Source organism: Amycolatopsis oliviviridis (assembly GCF_014654365.1).
In the GTDB taxonomy this organism is placed as follows: Bacteria; Actinomycetota; Actinomycetes; order Mycobacteriales; family Pseudonocardiaceae; genus Amycolatopsis; species Amycolatopsis oliviviridis.
Genome location: NZ_BNAY01000001.1, coordinates 74,162 through 92,673 on the forward strand (window position 1 = coordinate 74,162; position 18,512 = coordinate 92,673).

The 18,512-nt window shown below is 67.6% G+C and carries 15 protein-coding genes; 11 read left to right on the top strand and 4 right to left on the bottom strand.

Features of this window, described 5'->3' with window-relative positions; translation table 11 throughout:
* Nucleotides 1–3 precede the first annotated feature (3 nt).
* Nucleotides 4–4,596, top strand: coding sequence for a DUF6531 domain-containing protein (locus IE302_RS00210; RefSeq protein WP_191250505.1), 4,593 nt, complete (start codon nt 4–6; stop codon nt 4,594–4,596).
* 11 nt (nt 4,597–4,607) lie between these two features.
* Nucleotides 4,608–4,979, top strand: a complete 372-nt coding sequence (locus IE302_RS00215) for a hypothetical protein (RefSeq protein ID WP_191250507.1) — start codon at nt 4,608–4,610, stop codon at nt 4,977–4,979.
* A 500-nt stretch (nt 4,980–5,479) separates the two neighbouring features.
* Here the strand turns inward: IE302_RS00215 and IE302_RS00220 are convergent, their stop codons facing one another.
* Entirely contained in the window at nt 5,480–6,100 is a 621-nt protein-coding gene (locus IE302_RS00220; RefSeq protein WP_191250509.1) for a carbonic anhydrase, read from the bottom strand.
* Between the two features lie 125 nt (nt 6,101–6,225).
* On the opposite strand from IE302_RS00220, the gene IE302_RS00225 reads away from it, so the two are divergent.
* Genes IE302_RS00225 through IE302_RS00240 form a run of 4 tightly spaced genes read left to right on the top strand, consistent with a single transcriptional unit; the run spans nt 6,226 to nt 8,507 of the window.
* Entirely contained in the window at nt 6,226–6,555 is a 330-nt protein-coding gene (locus tag IE302_RS00225; RefSeq protein WP_191250511.1) for a PadR family transcriptional regulator, read from the top strand.
* Between the two features lie 2 nt (nt 6,556–6,557).
* Nucleotides 6,558–6,944 (top strand): DUF1048 domain-containing protein, encoded by a 387-nt coding sequence (locus IE302_RS00230; protein WP_191250513.1) that lies wholly within the window; start codon nt 6,558–6,560, stop codon nt 6,942–6,944.
* Nucleotides 6,944–7,735 carry an ABC transporter ATP-binding protein gene (locus IE302_RS00235; RefSeq protein ID WP_191250515.1) on the top strand — a complete coding sequence of 264 codons (792 nt, stop codon included), beginning with the start codon at nt 6,944–6,946 and terminating at the stop codon, nt 7,733–7,735. The genes IE302_RS00230 and IE302_RS00235 overlap by 1 nt, the downstream gene beginning before the upstream one ends.
* A gap of 10 nt (nt 7,736–7,745) precedes the next feature.
* Nucleotides 7,746–8,507 carry an ABC transporter permease gene (locus tag IE302_RS00240; RefSeq protein ID WP_191250517.1) on the top strand — a complete coding sequence of 254 codons (762 nt, stop codon included), beginning with the start codon at nt 7,746–7,748 and terminating at the stop codon, nt 8,505–8,507.
* A gap of 16 nt (nt 8,508–8,523) precedes the next feature.
* Here IE302_RS00240 and IE302_RS00245 read toward each other — a convergent pair whose 3' ends face one another.
* Entirely contained in the window at nt 8,524–9,723 is a 1,200-nt protein-coding gene (locus IE302_RS00245) for an agmatine deiminase family protein (RefSeq protein WP_191250519.1), read from the bottom strand.
* A gap of 461 nt (nt 9,724–10,184) precedes the next feature.
* Between IE302_RS00245 and IE302_RS00250 the strand changes: the two genes are divergently transcribed.
* On the top strand, nt 10,185–12,053 hold the full coding sequence (locus tag IE302_RS00250) for a hypothetical protein (protein WP_191250521.1): 1,869 nt from the start codon (nt 10,185–10,187) through the stop codon (nt 12,051–12,053).
* A gap of 171 nt (nt 12,054–12,224) precedes the next feature.
* Nucleotides 12,225–13,964 carry a pyruvate dehydrogenase gene (locus IE302_RS00255; protein ID WP_191250523.1) on the top strand — a complete coding sequence of 580 codons (1,740 nt, stop codon included), beginning with the start codon at nt 12,225–12,227 and terminating at the stop codon, nt 13,962–13,964.
* 34 nt (nt 13,965–13,998) lie between these two features.
* On the opposite strand, the gene IE302_RS00260 is transcribed toward IE302_RS00255, so the two are convergent.
* The gene (locus IE302_RS00260; protein ID WP_191250525.1) at nt 13,999–14,226 is read right to left on the bottom strand and encodes a hypothetical protein; all 228 of its coding nucleotides are present in this window, start codon (nt 14,224–14,226) and stop codon (nt 13,999–14,001) included.
* Between the two features lie 191 nt (nt 14,227–14,417).
* On the opposite strand from IE302_RS00260, the gene IE302_RS00265 reads away from it, so the two are divergent.
* Together IE302_RS00265 and IE302_RS00270 are read left to right on the top strand one after the other, a co-directional pair.
* Complete coding sequence (locus tag IE302_RS00265) at nt 14,418–15,566, top strand: PucR family transcriptional regulator (protein ID WP_191250527.1); 1,149 nt, start codon at nt 14,418–14,420, stop codon at nt 15,564–15,566.
* Complete coding sequence (locus IE302_RS00270) at nt 15,563–16,699, top strand: PucR family transcriptional regulator (protein ID WP_191250529.1); 1,137 nt, start codon at nt 15,563–15,565, stop codon at nt 16,697–16,699. The genes IE302_RS00265 and IE302_RS00270 overlap by 4 nt, the downstream gene beginning before the upstream one ends.
* A 47-nt stretch (nt 16,700–16,746) precedes the next feature.
* Here the strand turns inward: IE302_RS00270 and IE302_RS00275 are convergent, their stop codons facing one another.
* The gene (locus IE302_RS00275) at nt 16,747–17,241 is read right to left on the bottom strand and encodes a hypothetical protein (protein WP_229907518.1); all 495 of its coding nucleotides are present in this window, start codon (nt 17,239–17,241) and stop codon (nt 16,747–16,749) included.
* A 413-nt stretch (nt 17,242–17,654) separates the two neighbouring features.
* Between IE302_RS00275 and IE302_RS00280 the strand changes: the two genes are divergently transcribed.
* The gene (locus IE302_RS00280; RefSeq protein WP_191250533.1) at nt 17,655–18,422 is read left to right on the top strand and encodes a dioxygenase family protein; all 768 of its coding nucleotides are present in this window, start codon (nt 17,655–17,657) and stop codon (nt 18,420–18,422) included.
* Nucleotides 18,423–18,512 lie beyond the last annotated feature (90 nt).

Here is an 18,512-nt window from a genome sequence, read left to right on the forward strand (position 1 = left end):
TGCATGGCTAATCCGCTGGTCGCACCGGTGAAGGAGACTTCGGCGGTGGCGGGGGTTCCGTTGCTGGAGGACGCGACGGGGCTCAAGGAGGCGATCGAGAGCAAGAACTGGGCGGCGGTCGCGATCGGCGCCGTCGGCACCGCTCTGGACGTGCTGACCGCGGTGATGGACCCGTTCGGCGCGGTCTTCGCCGCCGGTGTCGGCTGGCTGATGGAGCACGTCGGCCCGCTCAAGGAGGCCCTCGACGCGCTCACCGGCAACGCCGACGAGATCAAGGCGCAGTCCCAGACCTGGACCAACGTCGCCAAAGAGCTGGAGAGTGTCTCGGCGGAGCTGACGGACCTGGTCAAGAAGGATCTTCAGAGCTGGAAGGGCGACGCCGCCGACGCCTACCGCGCACGGGCCGACGACACCTCCGCCCTGATCGCCAGTGCCCAGAAGGGCTCCGAAGGCGCCGCCGACGGCGTCAAGACCGCCGGTGAGATCGTCGCGGCCGTGCGGTCGCTGGTGCGCGACACCATCGCGGACCTGATCGGCCACCTGATCTCCTGGGCGTTGCAGGTCGTGTTCACCCTCGGCATCGGGTTGACCTGGGTCGTGCCGCAGGTCGTGTCCGCGGTGGCCAAGACCGCGTCGAAGATCACCCAGGTCACCACCAAGCTGGTCAAAGCCCTCAAGGCCCTGATGCCGCTGCTGAAGAAGGCCGGGAACCTGTTCGACGACGCCGCGAAGGCGCTCAAGGGGATCAAGGGCGGCAAGCCCAAGCCGTCGGCCAAGCCCAAGGGCATCGACGACCCGAAGGGCGGCAATGGCGGTAAAGGCGGCAAGGACGGGGACGACGGGGTCACCCCCTCCGGCTCCCCGCCGCCGGGCAAGGGCGGCGGCAATGACGGCACCTCGTCGAGCAGCGCCTCCGGCGGCGGGAACCATGGCGGCGGTAAGGACGGGCAGGGCGGGGGACAGGGCGGCGGCCAGTCTTCCGGCGGTCACGACTCCCCGCCCGCGGGCGGCGGCTCCCATGGAGGCGGTGGTTCTCGCGGCGGGGGCGGTTCCCGCGGCGGCACCGGTCCGTCGGGCTCGCGCGGTGGCGACGGACTGCGTGGCGAGAAGCCGAACCCGCGTTCTCCGGACAACACGCGGTGCGTGACCGACCCGATCGACGTGTCGACCGGGCAGATGGTGCTCGACCAGACCGACGCCGAGTTCCTCGGCGTGCTCCCGCTGGTCTTCGAGCGCACGCACTTCTCGAACCACCGGGCCGGACGGTGGTTCGGGACGAGCTGGGTGTCCACAGTGGACCAACGGCTGGAGGTGGACGATTCCGGCGTCAGCTTCGCCGCCTCGGACGGGACCCTGCAGCACTTTCCGCTGCCCGCCCCCGGTTCCGCGGTGTCCAGCGACCAGGGACCGGCACGCACGCTACGTCGCGGCGAAGACGGCGGTTACCTGATCGAGGACAGCTCCCAAGCGCTGACCCTGTCCTTCGAGCCGGGTGCGGCGGTGCTTCCGCTGGCCTCGATCGCCGACCGCAACGGCAACCGGATCGACTTCGGCTACGACGAGCGGGGAGTGCCGCGGGAGATCACGCACAGCGGCGGGTACCGCATTCGCGTCGAGACCTCCGGCGACCTGGTCACGGCCCTGCACGCGATCGCCGCCGACGGCGGTGAAACCGAACTCATGCGGTACGGCTACACGGCGGGCCGGCTCACCGAAGTGATCAATTCCTCCGGGCTGCCCCTTCGCTTCGACTACGACGCCGAGGGCCGGATCGTCGGGTGGACCGACCGCAACGACAAGTGGTACCGCTACGTCTACGACGGCGCGGGCCGGTGCGTGCGCACCGAGGGATCGGGCGGGTTCCTGTCCAGCAACCTGGAGTACGACACCGAGAACCGCATCACGTATTTCACGGATTCGCTGGGTCACCGCAGCGTTTTCCAGATGAACGAAGCCGGCCAGGTGGTCCGCGAGGCCGATCCGCTCGGCGCGGCGATCGTGTCCGAGTGGGACCGCTTCGACCGCCTGCTCCGGCGGACGGACCCGCTGGGCCGCACGAGCCGCTTCGACTACGACGACGCGGGCAACCCCACCGTCGTGACCCGGCCCGACGGTTCGCAGACCCGGTTCGAGTACGGCGATCTCGGGCTGCCGGTCACCATCGTCCAACCGGACGGCGCGGTGATCCGCCGCGAGTACGACGAGCACGGCAACCTCGCCCGGCTCACCGACGCGGCCGGGGCGGTGACGACCTTCGGCCACGACGAGCGGGGCAGGCTCGGCACCGTCACCGACGCGCTGGGGCACGTCTGGCGGATGAGCACCGACGACGCCGGACTCCCGGTCGCCCTCACCGACCCGCTCGGCGCGACCATCCGGTACGAGCGCGACCGGTTCGGCCGGGTCAGCTCCGTCACCGACCCGCTGGGCGAGCGGACCCGGCTCGGCTGGACCACGGACGGCAAACCGGCCTGGCGCGAATGGGCGGACGGCACCAGCGAGCGGTGGACCTACGACGGCGAGGGAAACCTGCGCGAGTACACCGACAGGCAGGCGCGGACGACCAGGATCGAGGTCACGCACTTCGACCTGCCGTCCATGCAGACAAGTCCGGACGGCAGCACGCTGAGCTTCGGCTACGACACCGAGCGGCAGCTGGTGAGCGTCACGAACGAGCAGGGGCTGGTCTGGCGCTACGAGTACGACCCGGCCGGGAACACGATCGCCGAGACGGATTTCAACAACCGCACGATCCGGTACCGGCACGACGCGGCCGGTCAGCTCGTCGAGCGCACCAACGGTGCCGGGGAAGTCACCCGGCTCGCCTACGATCCGCTGGGCAACATCGCCGAACGGACCAACGCCACGACGAGCGCGGCCTTCCGGTACGACCCAATGGGCAGGCTCGTCGAAGCCCGCGATGCCGAGACCCACGTAGCGATCCAGCGGGACGCGCTCGGCCAGGTCGTCTCCGAGAGCATCAACGGCCGGGCCGTGCTCTCGGGTTACGACGCGGTGGGACGGCGGGTGCGGCGGCAGACCCCGTCGGGCGTGGCGTCGGCGTGGGAGTTCGACGCCGCCGGTCATCCGACGGCGCTGCGGTCGGCCGGCAGGCTGATGCGCTTCGGCCACGACGCCGCGGGGCAGGAGATCCAGCGCAGCTTCGGCGATCAGGTCTTCCTGTCCCAGGGTTGGGACGAGCAGCACCGGCTGAGCACTCAGGTGCTCACCGCGACCGGCGGGAACGTGCTGCAGCAACGGTCCTACGAGTACGCCGCCGGTGCCGAGGCGACCGCCGTGCACGACCGGCTCACCGGGTCCCGCGTGTTCACCCACGACCGGGCCGACCGGGTCACCCAGGTGAGCGGGGCGAACTGGACCGAGCGCTACGTCTACGACGCGGCGGGCAACCTGACCGCCGCGGTGTGGCCACAGGCCCCTGGCGGGGTACCGGCGGAGGAGACCGGCGAACGGGAGTACCGCGGCAGTCTGCTGCTGCGGGCGGGCGGCGTCCGCTACGGCTACGACGGTCAGGGCCGTCTCGTGCTGCGTCAGCGGAAACGCTTGTCGCACAAGCCCGACACCTGGCAGTACACCTGGGATTCCGAGGACCGGCTGACCGGGGTGCGCACACCGGACGGCACCCAGTGGCGGTACCGGTACGACCCGATGGGCAGGCGGGTGGCCAAGCAGCGGCTGAACCCGGACGGTTCGGTCGCCGAGCAGGTCGACTTCGCCTGGGACGGCGCCGTGGTGACGGAACAGGCGCACAGCGTCCCGTCGGGTCAGGTGCGGGTGACCGCGTGGGAGTACGAGCCGGAGTCGTTCCGGCCGCTGCTGCAGCACGAGCGTTCGTTCCTGCGCAACGCTCCGCAGCAGTGGGTGGACGAGCAGTTCTACGGGATCGTGACCGATCTGGCGGGCACCCCCGCCGAACTCGTCGGCGAGCGGGGCGGGATCGCCTGGCATCGGCGGGCCACGCTGTGGGGCGAGACGATCGAGCAGAGCGGCACCGGGGTGTCCACCCCGCTGCGGTTCGCCGGCCAGTACCACGACCGGGAAACCGGGTTCGACTACAACTTCTTTCGCCACTACGACCCTTCGACCGGGCGATACGGCAGCGCGGACCCGCTGGGGCTGGGCGGAGGTTTCCAGCCGCACAGCTACGTTCCGAACCCGCAGGTGCTCGTCGACCCGTTCGGTCTCGCCACCTGCCCGGAGGGACGGCTCAACAACGCCGTGAACAAGTACGGCGGTCAGCCGCACACCTCCGGGGCGAAAGCCGGCGGCTACATGTTCCCCAGCCGGAAGGCCGCGCGTCAGGCGGCTGCCGAGTATGTCGGGGACATGGGCCACGGTACGCAGGCGATCCGCATGAGCGATTTCCGCGGGGACAAGTGGATGAGCCCGAACGGAGTCATCGGACGCCAGAGCCACGACGGCAATATCGGCTGGCGCGACGACCGGATGGGGCACGACTTCGGGGGTAACGACGGAAAGGTCGGACCGCACGTCAACGTCTGGGGGAACGGGACCAATCACAAGCTCCACTTCTTCTATCCCGACCTGCCCCGCACGTCGTACATCGGTCGATAAGGTAGGCGGCCATGTGGTGGATGATGCAGTGCGAGGACAGCCACGTGTGGTGGCGGCTGGTCGAGGAAGGACTTTCCGAGCCGCCGTCCGAAGATCTTCGGTGCCCGGAAGACGGCACCGAAGCCATCGTAGCCATGCGCCATCCCCTGGCCGACCGGGTCACGGTCGCCCTCGTCCCGGCAGCGTGGGAACGCGAAGGGAAGATCGGTTTCCGCGACCAGTATTTCCTGGAGATCTCCAGCAGCCGGTCCTCGCGGACCTTGCGCTCGGCCCGGACCTACTCATGGGACAAAGCCGTCGAGCGCCTTTCCTGGTTCAAGGACATCGACTGGGAATCCGCCGAACGCCGCTGGACCCGGGGCGACTTCACCAAACCGGAGTAGGCCCCCGCCGGACGGCTCCTCGGTGTCACCCAGGAGGCCGTCCGGTGGCGTATTTCAGGAACGGCATTCATACAGGGTCTGTGCCAGGTTCATCGGCCCGGCCTGCTCGTCCCGCTGTGGGGGCCCGCCCGCCGTAGGCCGCGGGGTCGACGGCCGTGCAGTGCCGCTCGATCCGTTGCCTTCACCGCCGAAGACCCGCCCGAAGCCGTAGTAGCCGAAGATCAAGTTCTACGCCGTGCCGTCGGTGCTGGCGCCCATGTACGGCTTGGCGCCGGGCCACCACGGACTTGGGATCGTCACGGTCGCCCCATATGCACCGGCAGTCACGGCGACCGCGCGTGAAGGACCCCTTCCCTCGGCTCAGCCGAGGAAACTCGACCTTCACACCTTCCCTTCCCAAGTACATGAAGGCCCCCTTCCTTGCGATAGGTGCAAGGAAGGGGGCCTTCATGTACTTCGGACGTTGTGAAAGTGGCTTTCACAACGCCGCCGGCCTCAGTTCAAGAGATCTTTCCGCGGGTGGTGACGACGCGGGCACTGCCGTCGGCCAGGCGGTAGGACAGTCCGGCGATCGCGGTTTCCCCGGCTTCGATCTTGTCGGCGAGCAGGCGGGAGCGGTCGGCCAGGAGGTCGACGGTGTGGCGGATGTGCTCGTCGATGATGTCGTCGTCGGTGGTGAGCCCGGCGGCGCGGGCGGCGAGGATGCTCGGGGTGACCCGTTCGATGACGTCGCGGACGAAGCTGTTGGTGCCGAGTCCTTCGGTCAGCGCCGCGCGGGTCGCGGCGACGGCGCCACAGGAGTCGTGACCCAGCACGACGACGAGGGGGCATTCGAGGACGCTGACGGCGTACTCGATGCTGCCCAGCACCTCCGAACCGGCGACGTGGCCCGCGGTGCGGACGACGAACAGGTCGCCCAGCCCACGGTCGAAGATGATCTCGGCGGCCAGCCGCGAGTCGGAACAGCCGAAGAGGACGGCGAAGGGGCGCTGTCCTGGGGCTGTTTCGGCGCGGCGGGTGGCGTCCTGGTTCGGGTGCTCGGGTGTTCCGGCGATGAACCGCCGGTTGCCGGTGAGCAGAAGGTCGAAGGCCTCGGAAGGGGTCGGCGGCGCGTCGCTCATGAAGCGGACATTACCGGCGACGGCCAAGATCAGCATCCTGGTCGGGATCGACATCACTTGTGGCGCCGCTATTCAGTGTTACTATGTAGCGGTAGTAAGTAGTGTTGAGTACCAGGAGGCGGCCGGTGGGCAGGCAGATGACGGAGATGCTCAAGGGCGTGCTGGAGGGGGTCGTCCTGGCGATCCTGTCCGGCCGGTCCGCGTACGGCTACGAGATCACGGCGTGGCTGCGCGACCTGGGTTTCGCCGATATCGCCGAGGGCACCGTCTACGCGCTGCTGGTCAGGTTCGAGCGGCGCGGGCTGGTCGACGTGGAGAAGGTCCCGTCGGAGAAGGGCCCGCCGCGCAAGGTGTATTCGCTCAACGCTCAAGGACGGCACTACCTCGACGAGTTCTGGAAGACCTGGGGCTTCCTCGTCGAGCGACTGGAACACCTTCGCGAAGGGGAAAAGTGACCATGCCTGATACGGAAGAGGGCAACTTCATCTCGAAGTTCCTTTCACTGGTGATCGGCGACAAACGGCGGTGGCGGCAGTACAAGGCCCGCGTGCGGCAGCTTCCGCCGAACTACCGCACGGCGGTCGAGGGGATCGAGCGGTACCTGATGCACTTCGGGCCGATGGACGGTGGCAACGCGGCTTCGCTGTTCGAGGACGTCGCCGATCTGTTCGAGCGGGCCGCGGCGGACGGAACCCCGATCCGCGAGATCGTCGGGAACGACCCGGTCGAGTTCGTCGAGGAGCTGATCCGGAACTACGGGAAGGGCGGATACGTCGCGCGGGAACAGGAAAGACTGGTCAGCGCCATCGATCGGGCCGTCGGGAAAGAAAGCGGGACCGCCTGATGACGGCACGGCAAGCCCCGGCGATCGAGGTGCGGGGACTGGAGAAGTCGTACGGGAAGTCGCGGGTGCTGCGCGGGGTGGACTTCAGCGTGGCGCGGGGCGGTATCTTCGCTTTGCTCGGCTCCAACGGGGCGGGCAAGACCACGGTCGTGAGGATCCTGTCCACCTTGCTCAAAGCGGATGGGGGAGTGGCCAGCGTCGGCGGGTTCGACCTCGCGACGCAACCGGCGAACGTCCGGGAATCCATCAGCCTCACCGGGCAGTTCGCCGCCGTCGACGAAATCCTCAGTGGCCGGGAGAACCTGGTGCTGGTGGCCAGGCTGCGGCACCTGAGCCGCCCGGGCAAGATCGCGGACGACCTGCTGGAGCGCTTCTCTCTGACCGACGCGGCCGCGCGGAAGGTGTCCACGTATTCCGGGGGCATGCGCCGCCGGCTGGACATCGCCATGAGCCTCATCGGGAATCCGCCGGTGATCTTCCTGGACGAGCCGACCACCGGACTCGATCCGCAGGCGCGCGTCGAGGTGTGGCAGGCGGTCAAGGAACTCGCCGGGCGGGGCACGACGGTGCTGCTCACCACGCAGTACCTGGAGGAGGCCGAACAGCTCGCGGACAGGATCGCGATCCTCCACGAAGGCAGGATCATCGTGAACGGCACCCTCGCTGAACTCAAACGGCTTCTCCCGCCCGCCGAAGTCGAGTACGTCGAGAAGCAACCGACCCTCGAGGACGTCTTCTTCGCCATCGTCGGCGGCGAACGCAAGAGCGCCTCAGTCCGCACGGAAAAGTGAGGAAACGACGATGGCCACTCATGTCCTCGGTGACACCACTGTCCTGACAGGACGGTCGCTGCGCCATGTCACCCGCAGCCCGGACACCATCATCACGACCGCGATCATGCCGGTCGCCATGATGCTGATGTTCGTCTACGTGTTCGGCGGCGCGATCGACACCGGTCCGGGCTCGTACGTGAACTACATGCTGCCCGGCATCCTGCTGATCACGATCGCGTCGGGCGTCGCCTACACCTCGGTCCGGCTCTTCACCGACCTGAAAAGCGGGATCTTCGAGCGTTTCCAGTCCCTGCCGATCGCACGATCCGGTGTGCTGTGGGCGCACGTGCTGACCTCGATGGTCTCGAACCTGATCTCGCTCGTGATCGTCGTGGGTGTCGCCCTCCTCATGGGGTTCCGGTCGAGCGCGGGAGCGGGGCCCTGGTTCGCGGTCACCGGCATCCTGCTTCTGTTCACCCTGGCGCTGACCTGGATCGCCGTGATCGCCGGCCTCACCGCGAAGTCGGCCGAAGGCGGAAGCGCGTTCTCCTACCCGCTCATCTTCTTGCCGTTCCTCAGTTCCGCCTTCGTTCCCACCGGCACCATGCCCGGCCCGGTGCGCTGGTTCGCCGAGCACCAGCCGGTGACCTCCATCGTCGACACGATCCGCGACCTGCTCGGCGGGCAGCCGGTCGGCACCGGCATCTGGACCGCTCTCGCCTGGTGCGCCGGGATCCTCGTGGTCGCGTACGTGTTCGCGACGGCCGCGTACCGTCGCAAGGCGGCCTGACGCCCGCAGCCCGGCCTTACGCGGGGGGAAGGTCGGGCTGGTCGTGGGTGGCGCAGTGAATGCCGCCGCCGCCCGCGGCGATGGCGTCGATCGAGACCTGGACGACTTCGCGACCGGGGAAGGTGTCCCGCATGATCTGGGCCGCTTTGCCGTCGGCGGAGGGGTCGCCGAACTTCGGGATGACGACGGCCTTGTTGGCGACGTAGAAATTGAGGTACGTGGAGACGAACGCGTCCCCGCGGCCGGTGATCTTGTCCGGGTCGGGCTGGAAGAGCTCGACCACCTTCAGCGGCTGGTCCTGCGCGTCCGTGCTGCCTTCCAGTACCTGCTTGGCCTGATCGGCGGAACGTGACCAATGATCGGGTTCACTTCCGGGGAAGGCACGGTCGAGCAGGACCACGCCGGGGGAGGCGAAGCGGACCAGGCAGTCGATGTGGGCGTCGGTGATGTCCTTGCCTCGGACACCCTCGAACCAGATGACCTTGCGGACGCCGAGGACTTTCTTGAGCTCGGCCTCGATCTGGTCGCGCGTCTTGCCCGGGTTGCGATTGTCGTTCACGACCGAGCTCTCGGTCACGAGCAGTGTGCCCTTGCCGTCGGTCTCGAACGAGCCGCCCTCGGCCACGAGCCAGGTCCGCACGCCCGGGATCCCGTATTTCTCCAGCAGCGCCGCCGCCGCGGCCGCGTCCTTGTCGTGCGGGTTCTGCTTGTTGCCCCAACCGCTGAAGTTGAAGTTCACGCCCCTGAGCTTGCCGGCCTGCTCGACGAACACCGGGAGCGTGTCACGGGCCCACAGGTCGTCCACCGGGATGGGCACGACTTCGACCTCGCCGCCGCAGGCGCGCCGAGCGTCCTCGGCCAACTCCGGCCGCGCGAACATCACCACGGGCTGATGGCCCCTGATCGCCCGCGCGAGTCCCGCGATGTCGTTCTGCACCGCGGCGGTCTGGTCGTCCCAGATCGCCGAGGTGGGCCACGACATGAACGTCCGGGCCTGAGGTTCCCACTCCGCGCCGAACCTGACCTCGCCGGCAGGCGTGGCGGACGGCCCCACGCTCGGTGTCGCTGTCACGTCCGCCGGGCCTTCCTCCGCCCCCGAACATGCCGCGGCGCTCGCGGCCAAGGCGGCGACCCCGGCCACGGATCGCAACGCGGTTCGGCGGGACACGGGCACGGTGACCTCCAGGCAGGGCGAATTGAGCACATGGTGCGTCATCGCCGTACCTCCCGCTCGCCGAACACGTTCACCCTTTCGGCGGGTCGAGGCGACTGTTGCGGCAAGTCCTGCCGATAGACCGGAGCAGGGCATCGAGCCCGAGAGGGGGACTTTGCCCGAGATCCAGGGCAAGCGAACCACTGTGGGACGAATCCTGAACATCTGATGCGGCACCTGCATCGTTGGGCGGCCGAGAGCCTGCCGTTACGCCGGTGGAGAGCGGCCGCAGGGTTCTGAAATAGAGACGGCTACAACCGCCAGAGCTTCTGAAGGACGGATTGTCCACACAGGAACATGACAAAAAGTAGCCAAAGAATGGTCACATATCCCCTGCTCAGCGCGGAAAATGCCGTTTGCCGACCAGTGGCGACCGCTGAGCGTGACGATCTTAAGTTGATCTCTTCCTAGTGTGAACCTTGTTGCATCAGGTAATTGTTCTACCTGTCGGGTGGTGACTGGCCATGACGAACGAATTCAACACCACGATCGACGAGATGCCGTGGAACGAGCTCAAGCCGTTCATGTCGGTCATCGTGCTTCAGTGCGTCGGCGACCCTGCACTCGCGTTCGGTGCTCTGGTCCGCCTTCTGAAAAAGCCAGGTCGTGCTCGGCAGGGGACGACCGTCCGGACCGTGGCCGAGAGCGAACTGAGCCTCGCAAGTGACGAAGTCGTACCTGGTGTGGGCTCGTTGGAGTCGCTGCGGGTCGACCAGCTCTTCGGCTCTGTCCGGCAACAGCAGAGTCGGCCGGGATGGGTGCTGGCGACTTCCGACTACTTCAACGTGTCTCATGAGCTGCTCGTCGCCCTGCGCCGGGATGAGCTGATTGCCGTGCGCGCGGACCGCACTGTGCTCGACCGGCTCCAGAAAGAGCTGGACAAGACGCCCCGGCCACCGCTGAGACGACTCGCTTCCGGCGTTCTTGAGGAAGCCTTCATGCAAGGTGCGGCCAAAAACATCTGGATGAGGTCGATCCAGCGCCGGAGTACGCTTCGGCCGGCGAGCAAAGCGATCGGAGGCGACAACCTGGGCGTCGCGCTCGACCCGGTGGAGGACGCGTTCTTCGCCTGGGACGCGGCACGGTGCGAGATGCCGGACAGTCCCGAGGTTGTCTATCTCAAAGGCAAGGTCGGTGTCACGGTCAGCAACTCGCAGATCTGGTTCAAGGATTCGCCCGACTTCCACACCTACGTCCTCACGATGGGCGAGATTCTCGGCATCACCGCTGAGGTCATCGAGGCACCCACGGGGTTCTCGGCTTTCCCGGTCACCGCACGCGAGGTTTTCGACCTCACCGAGGTGTCCGAAGCTTACGAGGTGCTTCCCCTCGATCTGGACTCCTTGCCGGAGTCACTGCGGGGTGGCGATGAGATCGAGGACGCCGCTGTCTTGCTTGAACGCGCTGTCCTCAGTGTCCAGGAAGGTGCGAGGGGAACCAAGTTCAAACTCGATGTCGGAACCGATGGCGTGATCGGCGGCCAGCTGGCCGCGAGCCTCACCCGACTCGACGACCGGTTCGAACTCGACGTTGGGTTCGACAGGAACGCCCGCGAGCCACTGCCCGCAGCCCGCGAAGTCTGTGCGGCTTTGAACACCGGGCAGCTGCTCGAGGTCTACTTCGCTTCCGGCCACAAGTACTCGTCAGGGCGCCTCTGGAAGGAAGACTATTCGCCTACGCCGTTCTCGGGCTGGGCGTGGGAGGACTTCGCCGGTTTCGACATCACCAAAGAGAAGCCGAAGAGGTTGCAGTCGACCACGCAGATTCACGCCGCGATCGCCGAAGCGGGTGACGATTCACTGTTCGCCTGGATGGTGGAATACTGTAGCGAAGGCTGGTTGATCTGTGATGACAGTTCGGGCGAAGCCGCCGACTTCTTCCATATCGACGAGGAAAACCTGTTGCGCGTATTTCACGTAAAGGCTTCGAGTAATGGGGCCGCCACTCGGGGCGTGAAGGTCATCGATTACGACGTCGTACTCGCTCAAGCGCAGAAGAACATGCTTTACCTGGACAAGGAGCGGCTTGCGAGCCGGCTGGCGAGCACCAATCTCAAGGCACCCGCCTGCTGGTTCGACGGAGTGCGTGTCGACGATCGTCGGCAAGGCTTTCTGTCGAAGCTGAAGGCGAGTCGAGCCAAAGGGACCACCGAGGTCGTGGTCGTCCAGCCGAACCTCAGTCGGACGCTTTACGACAAGCTGTCTGAGGATATCGCCGACGGCGTCGTCAGCCAGAACACACTTCGTCTCCAGCTTCTGGAGATGCAGCTGAAGATGGCGCGAATCGCTGCGGTCAAGTACGTGACCGACCTGACAGTGATCGGTAGCGGCTAGAGGGTCCGGCAGATGCGGTGCCCCGGATCCGTCGGTGAGCCTGGTGTGCACGGGTCACCGAGGGGTACGAAGTGGTGCGGTCGTCACCCGCCCGCGCGCAGAACCTGCGCCGTACGCTCGTCGCGTGGATCATGAAGGTGTTCCCTCCTCCGCCGCATCGAAGGGGTCTTGATGGCCAAGCCCAATGTCGCCGAGCAGTTCGTCCAGGTCCTGGTGCAGGCCGGGGTGGAACGGATCTACGGCGTGGTCGGTGACAGTCTGAATCCGGTCGTCGACGCGATCCGGCGTACCCCGGGTATCGAGTGGGTGCACGTGCGCAACGAGGAGGCGGGCGCGTTCGCGGCGGCCGCCGAGGCTCAGCTGACCGGACGGCTCGCGGTGTGCGCGGGCAGCTGCGGGCCCGGCAACACGCACCTGGTGCAGGGCCTCTACGACGCGCACCGCACGGGCGCCCCGGTCCTCGCGCTCGCCTCGCACATCCCGTCCGGGCAGATCGGGACCGGGTTCTTCCAGGAGACCCATCCGGAGCGGTTGTTCGTCGACTGCAGCGGGTATTGCGAGCAGATCAGCGGGCCCGGCCAGATGCCCAGGGTGCTGCGGATCGCCATGCAGCACGCGCTGGCCCGCGGCGAGGTGTCGGTGCTGGTGCTGCCGGGCGACGTCGCGCAGCTCGCGGCCACCTCGCCCACCGGGAGCGGGGCGCCGGTCACCGAGCACGGGAAGGTCGTGCCTCCCGAGCCGCAGGTGGCGCGGCTCGCCGAGCTGATCAACGAGGCCGAGACCGTCACCCTGTTCGCCGGTGCCGGGGTGCGCGGCGCGCACGCCGAGGTGATGGAACTCGCCGGGGCGGTCCAGGCACCGGTCGGCCACAGTCTGCGCGGCAAGGAGTGGATCCAGTACGACAATCCCTACGACGTCGGGATGAGCGGCCTGCTCGGCTACGGCGCCTGCTACCGGGCCATGCACGACGCGGACCTGCTTCTTCTGCTGGGCACCGACTTTCCTTACGACTCCTTCCTGCCGCAGGCCCGGACCGTGCAGATCGACCACGACGCGACCCGGCTCGGCAGGCGCACCCCCTTGGAACTGGCCGTGCACGGCGATGTGCGCGAGACCCTGCGAGCCGTGCTGCCGCTCCTGCGGCGCAAGACCGACAGGGCGTTCCTGGATCGCATGCTGCGTGAGCACTGCAAATCACTCGAACAGGTCGTCGATGCCTACACCCGCAACGTCGAACGGCACGTGCCGATCCATCCCGAGTTCGCCGCCGATCTTCTCGACGAACTCGCCGCCGACGACGCGATCTTCACCGTGGACACCGGCATGTGCAACGTCTGGGCCGCCCGCTACCTCACACCCAACGGGCGGCGGCGGGTCATCGGCTCGTTCCTGCACGGCACGATGGCGAACGCCCTGCCGCACGCCATCGGCGCGCAGTTCGCCTACCCGGGACGACAGGTCGTGTCGATGTCCGGCGACGGGGGACTGGGCATGCTGCTCGGCGAGCTGCTGACGGTCGCCCTGCACGATCTGCCGGTCAAGATCGTGACGTTCAACAACTCCTCACTGGGCATGGTCAAGCTGGAGATGCTGGTCGACGGCCTGCCCGACTACCAGACCGACCACCGCCAGGTCGACTTCGCCGCCATCGCCCGCGGCGCCGGCCTGCGTTCGGAGCGGGTGACCGATCCGACGCGGCTGCGTGCCGCCCTCAAGGAGGCGTTGAGTCACGACGGTCCCGCGCTGGTGGACGTCGTGACGGACCCGAACGCGCTGTCCGTCCCTCCGCACATCACCGCCGGTCAGCTCGGCGGATTCGCGCTGGCCGCGAGCAAAGTCGTCCTCGAAGGCGGTGTCGGCCGGATGATCGACCTCGCCAGGGCCAACCTCCGCAACATTCCCCGGCCATGAAAGCCCCCTGAGTACTCCGGCGCGTGCCGGACGCCTAGTCCGGTCCGCGCAAGGTCAGGACCACCCGGAGGACGTGTTCGACAGCGGCGGGGAACGCGGCCCCGCGCAGTTCTCCGCGGCTGGCGAGAGTGAGCCCGGCGAAATCCAGCATCCTGTCCTCGCCGAGACGCCGCACGGTCAGGGTGGCCACTTCCTCGAGGTCGAGGTCTGGATGGTCCAGGCGGGTCAGGGCGAATTCGATGAGCAGCTGTTCATCCGTCACTTCATCACCTCCGCGCTCGTCGAGCGTAAGGCATACGTCGAAGTCCCCGCGAGCAACTGCCGTCAGCGGTGATCTTGGCATTTCGGGCGCCACAACATTTCCCCAACAGTTTCGGATCGGGCGCCGGGTCAGAATCCGCGGACCGGTTGGCGGTGCCCGTGCCCCACCCGGCGACCCAGGGAGGGGAAGCCATGGGGGACCTCTTCGCGAGCTGGCGCGACCGCATCGACGCGAACAGCGAGCGTGCAGTCGATCTCTACGTCCGGGAGCTGGCGGGTTTCCGCGAGATCGCGATCACCGCGAAGGCACGTGCGGCGATGCTGGACTTCGCCGTGTTCCTCCGGCGCCGCACGATCTCGCTGATCGCCGAGGACCTGCCGTTCACGGAAGCCGACCTGTCGTCCATCGCCGCGATCGGGCGGGACCGCGCGGCCAGTGGGATCTCGTTCGCCGCGCAACGTGACGTCCTGCGGATGCACCACTCGCTGATGCTGCGGGAGGTGGACGAGGCCGCGGGCCGGCACGATCTCGACGACGTGATGCGTACGCTCGCCTGGTGGCCGACGCGGGGCCTGACCGCGCCGGCCGCCTACACCCGCGGCTATCTCCTCGGGCAGGGAACGGTTCTGCCCGAGGTCGAGCGCGTGCGGCAGCTGACGAGGCTGATCGTCGCCGACGATCCCGCGGCCGCCGAACTGGCCGGGATCCTGGCGGTGCCCGTGCCCGACCGGCCCCTGGTCGTCGTATGCCGGGTGCCCGGTGAATCGCGGATACCGGACGACCGGTTCCGGGCGGAAGCGTTGCGGCATCTGCTGTCCCGGCAGCGGATCCCACTGTCCTGGGAGGAGCCGGGAGAGTTCGTGGCGGTGGTCGCCGACGCGGCGGCCGCCGCGCGGATGGTCCGGGATTTCGTCGAGAGCACAGGACTTCCGGTCGCGGTCGGCGCGAGCCATGCGACAGGTGGCAGGGTCGCGGCGGCGTTCGCCGGCGCCCGGGAACTCAGCCGGGTGGCGCCGGTCCGGCCGGCACCGGGAACCGTGCACTACCTGACCGACCTGTTCGCCGAGGTCGGGGCGAACAGATTGCCTCCGGTCGACGGCTGGTTGCGCGAGGTGTCCGGCAGGCTCGCCACCGGCCCGCGGTTGGTCGGCACCCTGGATGCCTTCTACCGCAACGACATGAGCCGGTCGCGGACCGCGGCGTCGCTGAACATCCATCCGAGGACCCTGGACTACCGGCTGAGCCGGGTGCGTGACCTCACCGGCCTCGATCCGGTGTCCGTCCGCGGCGTCCGGATCCTGAGCACGGTGGTGAACCGGGCGCTGGCCGCACCGTCATGAGCGATCTGTTGCGGCAGTTGAGAAGCCGGGCGGAGGCCAACGCCAAGAGGTACGTGGACCTGTGTCTGGAAGAGCTTCCGGAGTGCGCCGCGGCCGCCCGGGATTCCCGCAAGCACCAAGAGATGCTCGACTTCGCGGTGTTCACCAGGACCCGGACGGTGGAGCTGGGCGCCGAGGGCGGCCCGCTGACGGCCGACGACCTCGCGGTGGTCGAGTCCATGGGCCTGCGCCGGGGCGAGGACGGCATGTCGTTCGAGACCGTGCGCCGTCTGCTCACCCTGCACACCACCGCGACACTGCGCGAGATCGGGGAGGCGTCCGGTCCCCGCGACATGGACGCCGGGATGCGGTTGCTCGGCTGGTTGAGCCCGCAGATGGCGGTGGCCCAACGGGTCTACACCCTCGGCTATACGACCGGTGTCCGGAGACATCTTCCGATCTTGGCGCGCGTGCGGCGGTTCGCCGAACTGGCGCTCGAAGCCGACCCGGACGCGCCGGTCTGCGCGGATTCCTGCGGCATCCGCCTGCCCGACCGCTACCTCGTGATCGTGGTGCGGCCGTCGGCCCCGCCCGTCGCGCCGTCCGACCTCGTGCACGCGGCGTGGGATCGGCACGGGATCCCGGCCACCTGGCGTGAACCGGACGAGTTCGTCGCGCTCGTCCCGGCCGGCGAACGGGAGGTGGCGGGTGCCCTGATCCGGGAAGTCGCCGAGATCGCCGGGCAGCCGTGTTCCGTCGGCGTGGCCACCGGTCCACCCGGCACGCTGGACGAAGCGTTCGCGCTGGCCGTGCGGATCAGCAGGGTGACACCGGCCGAACGGTCCCCGAGCCACCTCCATACCGTCGGTGACGTGTTCCTGGAGCTGGGGGCGGCGGAACTGCCGGAGATCGGCAGCTGGTTGCACGACCTCGCCCGGCTGCTGGACGGCGGTCCCGACTTGGTGAGCACTCTGGACGCCTACTACCGCTACGACCTGAGCCGGCCCCGCGCCGCCGCGTCGCTGCACATCCACGCCAGGACGCTGGATTTCCGGTTACGCCGGATCCGGGAACTGACCGGGATCGACCCGGGAACCGCGCACGGCATCCGGGTGCTCAGCACCGTCGTGTCGTGGGCCGCGGCGGGCAGGTGAGTGGCGGACAACCCGGATGTCTCCAGGTTGCCCGCCGAATCAGGTGGTCAGAACAAAAGCGCTTCACCGACGGCACCGATGCACGGGCCGTTCGGAGTGGTGACCGCGACGGTCAGGAATGCCGCTGGTGCCGACGGGATCCCGGTGAACACCGTGGTCGAGGTCTGGAAATCCGCGGTGTTCGGGGAACCCGAGTCGCCGAAAACGCCGCTGAGCCGGGTGGGAATGTTCACGTACACACCGTTCAGCTTGTGTGAACTCACCGGTCCCTGAGTGCTCTTGTAGCCGTAGGTGATCTGTGTCTCCCTGACGCTCGCGAGCTTGAGATTGAGAAAGATCGAGCCGCAGGTGCCGGTCACGGTGGCGTTGGTGGTCACGTCGTCTTTACCCTGCAGGTTCAGCGGCACGGTGATGGATTTGGTCGTCCCCACGGGGACGGGCGACGCGGGCGAACCGGCTTGTGCCGGACCCGCGCCGATCACCAACCCGAGCACGGCGAGCAGCGCCAGGAGAGCCGCCATGCCGGGGCGGGCGAGCCGCACCGGCCGAACAGATTCATGGTTCATGAGAATTCTCCTTGAGAGGTTCCCTGTTGGTGCGGCAAGCGTGTCAGGACGTCGTCGGACCCAACTATGTGAATCCGCGTGAACCGGCGCTCGAAGTCAAGATCGGCTTGTCACATCCCGAAAAACACCCGGCGCCGGGCCGCAATTACCCGGTAGCGGTGACCGGGCTTTCTCAAGCCGGACTTCGAAAGTCGTAGGCGAAATGCCGTAACAGCGTCGAGAATTCGGCCCATCAAAGGCACTGCTCGCTTCGAAGTATGATGCGCGAGAGTGAACTTTCTCGACAATGGACGAGTCGCGGCGGACACTCGTTGGCGCGCAGCACCCTGCGAGCAAAAGCACTGTTGCGCTCAGTTCCCCGCTCCCATCATTTGGCGAAAAGGAACCTCATGCATGACGATGATGAGCCGGTAGGCCAGGTTCTCGGCAGGCGGCAGGCGTTGATTCTGCTCGGCGCCGCCGGTGTGACCCTCGGTGTCGCCGGATCCGCCACGGCGAATGCCGCCACCTCCACCTCGGGTTCGCCCGAGATCTGCACGCTGGACTGTGTGGTCAAGCCAGAGCAAATGGAGGGCCCGTATTTCGTAGACGAACGGCTCAATCGCTCCGATATCCGCACTGAACCAGCCACTGGAAGACCGGTAGCCGGCACCGCGCTGGCGATCAATTTCACCGTTCAGCAAATTCGTCAGCAGCAGTGCACGCCACTACCGGGAGCGATGGTCGACCTCTGGCAGTGTGACGCGCTCGGGCTGTACTCCGACATTCCGTCCCAGGGAAGCTCCGGCCGTCGATTCCTGCGCGGTTACCAGAACACCGACCAAGCGGGGGTGGCCCGGTTCACCACCATTCTTCCTGGTTGGTACACGGGGCGTACGCTGCATATCCACATCAAAATACGCACCGTCGGAACCAACGGCAGGCCCTACGAGTTCACCTCGCAGCTTTACTTCACGCCCGAATTCGGCGCGGCCTATCTGCGGACCGACCCGTACCGGCGGAAAGGCCCGGCCGACACGACCAACAGCCGGGACGCGATCTACCGCAGCGGCGGGGCCCAAATGCTGCTGCGTCCGCAGCAGGCAGGAACCGGCTACACTGCGGACTTCGCGATCGGCCTCGACCTGTCCAACACCCAAGTCGGCCGTCCCGACTAGCGGCATTCCTGCCCCTGCCGGTGCTTGGTCCGTGAAGGCCTCCTTGAGGGACTCTGGGGCCCTCAAGGAGGCCTTCACGGACTGGCGCTC